The 3,817-nt window shown below is 72.0% G+C and carries 4 protein-coding genes; all 4 read right to left on the bottom strand.

The annotated features are described in order from the left end of the window. Nucleotides 1-154: 154 nt before the first annotated feature. Entirely contained in the window at nt 155-1,210 is a 1,056-nt protein-coding gene (locus tag VIR15_RS03095; protein WP_331926007.1) for a sugar phosphate nucleotidyltransferase, read from the bottom strand. Further along, nucleotides 1,207-2,403 carry a UDP-N-acetylglucosamine 2-epimerase gene (neuC, locus tag VIR15_RS03090; protein WP_331926006.1) on the bottom strand — a complete coding sequence of 399 codons (1,197 nt, stop codon included), beginning with the start codon at nt 2,401-2,403 and terminating at the stop codon, nt 1,207-1,209. The genes VIR15_RS03095 and neuC overlap by 4 nt, the downstream gene beginning before the upstream one ends. Further along, nucleotides 2,403-3,440, bottom strand: a complete 1,038-nt coding sequence (locus VIR15_RS03085) for an N-acetylneuraminate synthase family protein (RefSeq protein ID WP_331926005.1) — start codon at nt 3,438-3,440, stop codon at nt 2,403-2,405. Before VIR15_RS03085 ends, neuC begins: the two co-directional genes overlap by 1 nt. Continuing rightward, nucleotides 3,437-3,817, bottom strand: a 381-nt coding sequence (locus VIR15_RS03080; RefSeq protein ID WP_331926004.1) for a DapH/DapD/GlmU-related protein, incomplete at its 5' end; no start/stop codon positions are given. The genes VIR15_RS03085 and VIR15_RS03080, both read right to left, overlap by 4 nt.

Raw genomic sequence — 3,817 nt, 5'->3', positions numbered from 1 at the left:
TGTGGCTGCCGATGAAACCATCCGCCCCGGTGACGAGCACGGTCTTTCCGGCGATCGATCCGTCGATGGGCCGAGAGGTCAGTTCGATTGTCACAGTGGCCTTTTCGTTGTCTTGAGTTTCATAGATGCCGTATGCCGCTGAGTTCGCTGGCGCTCAGGCCTGGCCCTTCGCTCGGGCGAGGTCGCTCGGGGTGCCGACGTCGATCCAGTCGCTGCCGAGGTGCCACGCGGTGACGACCTCGCCCTTCTCGAGGCAGGTCTCGACGAGGTCCGGCATCCCGCTCGCCCGGCCCTCTGGAACCCAGGCGAAGGCACGCGGCTCAACCGCGTAGACGGCGGCGTTGATGTCGAAGGACAGCGTCGGCTTCTCGGCGATGCCGGTCACCCGGCCGTCGCTGGTCTCGACGACGCCGAAGGGCACCTCGTGCTGGTAGCTGCGCGTCGCCATCGTCAGGGTCGCCCCGGTGCGGGCGTGGGTGTGCAGCAGGTCGACGGCGTCGAACTGGACCATGAGGTCACCGTTCATGACGAGCACCGGATCCGCGAGGTCGGGCCGCTCGGCACGCAACAGGGCCAGGGAACCGGCCGTGCCGAGCGGCCGATCGGTGTCCTCCCGCAGGTATCGCACCGAGCACCCGAGCCTCGATCCGTCCCCGAGGTGCTCCTCGATCAGGTCGGCGAGGTAGTTGACGCTGATGTGGATGTCGCGGATGCCGTCGCCGACGAGACCGAGGACGATCCACTCGATGATCGACCGGCCGGCAACGGTCATGAGCGGCTTGGGCGTGTCGTTGGTGAGGTCGCCGAGGCGGCTTCCGCGGCCGCCGGCCATGATGACCGCCACGTTGGGCAGCGGCTTCGCGCCGACGACGTCGGAGAGGGTGTGCAGCCCGACGAGGGTGCCGTCCACGTCAATCTCCGGGACGGCGGATACGTGCAGGGCGGCGAGCAGGTCGAGAACGAGGGCCCGGGGCGAGCCGGCCTGAACCGTGTGCGGTGACGTCGTGGCGTGCTCGAGCGCGCGATCCTCGAGGCTCGTGCCCCGCAGGATCGCCCGGCGCAGGTCGCCGTCGGTGAGCAGGCCGGCGAGTCGGCCGCCCTCGTCGACGAGCATGCAGACCCGGGTGCCGCTCCGGTCGATGACGAGCAGGGCGTCGCGCAGCGTGGCCGTGCTCGGCGCAGTGGAACCGACGAGCTCGGCCTGCGTCACTCCGTCACCTCCACATCGGTCTCCTGGACGTCTCCGGGGCCCGCGTCGACGAACCGCTTGACCCGGCCGGCTGCTCCGGCCCTCCGCACGATATCGAGGATGCGGCGGCTCGCGTCCCCGGTGCCGTACGGGTTGACCACCTCCCTCGCCCTGGCCGTCCCCGCGGGGGACAGCGCGAGGCGGATGGCATCCTCGACGGCGGCCCTGCCCTCCTCGGCGTGGACGACGTTGTCCCCGCGGAGCCGGCCGCGTTGGCGGCCGCCGACGTCGACGGCGGGCTTGTGCAGCGTCGCGGCCTCGATGACCCCCGACGATGAGTTGCCAACGACGACGTCGACCGAGGCGAGGACGGCCGGGTAGTCGCGCCCGAGGGCCTCGACGAGGCGCAGTCGGGGCTCAGCAGCTGCGAGCGCCGACAAGGCGGCGACGATCTCCTCCCTACCCTCGTCCATCCCCGGATACGTCGCGATGACCGTCGCACAAACGGCGAGTGAGGCCTCGGCCGCCTCGCGAGCCCACTCGCCGATGGGGGCCCCGGCCTGCGCCGTCGGCGGGTGGTAGGTGAAGAGCGCGATGGGCCGCTCGACGCGGTCGGTCCCGAGCAGCCGGGCCAGCGCATCGTCCGCCAACGGTGCTGCCGCCGCCAGCCGGTCGAGCCCCGGCGCGCCGGTGACATGGATACGCTCTCTCGGCTCTCCCAGCTGCGAGAGTCGCCGCGCAGCATCGGGCGAGGCGACGCAGTGTTCGTCCGCGAGCTTGGTCACCGCGTGCCGGATCCGCTCGTCGAGGGCGCCCTCGGTCACCTCGCCGCCATGGAGGTGCACGATCGGCACTCCGAGCAGGACCGCCGGGGGCACGACGTAGAGCAGCTCCCACCGGTCCCCGAGGACGACGAGGACCTGGGCCTGGATGTCCTCGAGCACTCGGCCGGCGGCGACGGACAGCCGTGCTCCCTGCCCGAGCTGGGCGTCAACCGAGACCACGCTCATCGGCTCGGCCAAGGTGTGCACCACGGCAGGCGAAGCGGTCGCCTCCGGCAGCGCTCGCTTGAGGTCGTCGGCGTCATACATGACCCCCGTGAGCACGTGGAGGTCGACGTCGGTGGCCTCGGCCAGCACCTCGATGACCGGGGTCAGGGGGCCGAGGTCGGCCCGCGTGCCGACGAAGACGGCCACGGTGCGCGGGTCGGCCATCAGGCGTCCAGGTCGGAGTGGGTGACCGGCGCCCCTGCGGGGATGGATCGAGAGACGACGCGGCCCCGGATGTCGAGGGCGGGGCTGACGCCGCCCTCGGGTCGCAGCAGCGACAGGTGGGCGCCCTCGAGGATGGTGCCCATGGGCAGGTCGACGGCGGCGTGCCAGGAGCGGCGCACGAGCGTGGCGTTCGCCTCCTCGGAGGGCATCCGCCGCTTGACACCGTCACCGAGGGCCCGCGCGAGCTGCTTCGTCGCAAGGACGTACTCGGTCAGCCCGTCCGGCTCCAGGCTCGCCAGGTGGTCGGGCCCCGGGAGCGCGCGGTCGGCCGTGAAGTGCTTCTCGAGGATGGGCGCGCCGAGGGCGACGGCGCCCAGAGCCGTCGTCAGCCCCGGTGTGTGGTCCGACCACCCGACCGGGACGTCGTGCGCCCCGGCCATTGCGGGGATGGCCCGGAGGTTGCACTCCTCGACCGGTGCCGGGTACGCCGAGACGCAGTGGAACAGGACCAGCCCTGGTGCGTCCGCGCAGGCGGCGACGGCCGCGGCGACCTCGTCGGCCGTGCCCATCCCGGTCGACACGAGCAGGGTCACGCCGAGGGCCGAGAGCTGGCGCAGGTAGGGCAGGTTCGTCAGCTCGCCGGAGCTGACCTTGAGCGCGGGAAGGCCGAGAGCGACGAGCAGCTCGGCGCTGTCGAGGTCGAACGGGGTGGAGAGGAAGGTGATGCCGGACTGCGTCGCGTGGTCGCGCAGCTCGGCCCACGCGGTCTCGGGCAGGGTGAGCGACTCGAGGAGCGACCGCTGGTCGGAGGACCCACCGCGATCGCGCTGGTAGGGCGTCGTGGCGGCCGTCGACGAGACGAGCTTGTCCGGGGAGAAGGTCTGGAACTTCACTGCGTCGGCGCCCGACGACGCGGCGATGTCGACCAACCGGTGGGCGAGCTCGATGTCGCCGTTGTGGTTCACGCCCGCCTCGGCGATGACGTAGACGTCCTCGGCGGTCGGGATCTCCACCTCAGCGATGGTCGCCGTCCTCATGGGTGCACGTCCTCAGCGGGTCGACTCGTTGCCAGCCGGGCCGGCACCCCGACGACCGTGTTTCCGTCCGGAACGCCCCACGTCACGACGGACCCGGCCCCAACCGTGACGCCTACGCCGAGCTCGATCCCGGGCAGCACCCGCGCGCCGGAACCGACGAAGGTTCGGTCGCCGACACGCGCCGCGCCGAGGAGAGCGGCCCCGGGTGCGATGTGCGCGCCGTCGCCGACGACGCAGTCGTGCTCGACGACCGCACCCGTGTTGACGATGACACCGACACCCAATCGGGCGGACGGGCCGACGTGCGCGTGCTCCAGGACCACCGTCCCGGGACCGAGCACCGCCCGCGGCGAGACCGTCGCGGCAGCAGCGACGAC

It is taken from the genome of Intrasporangium sp. (assembly GCF_036566125.1).
In the GTDB taxonomy this organism is placed as follows: Bacteria; Actinomycetota; Actinomycetes; order Actinomycetales; family Dermatophilaceae; genus Intrasporangium.
Note: the sequence above shows the minus strand (reverse complement) of the source record. Positions and strands in the feature narration are given on the sequence as shown.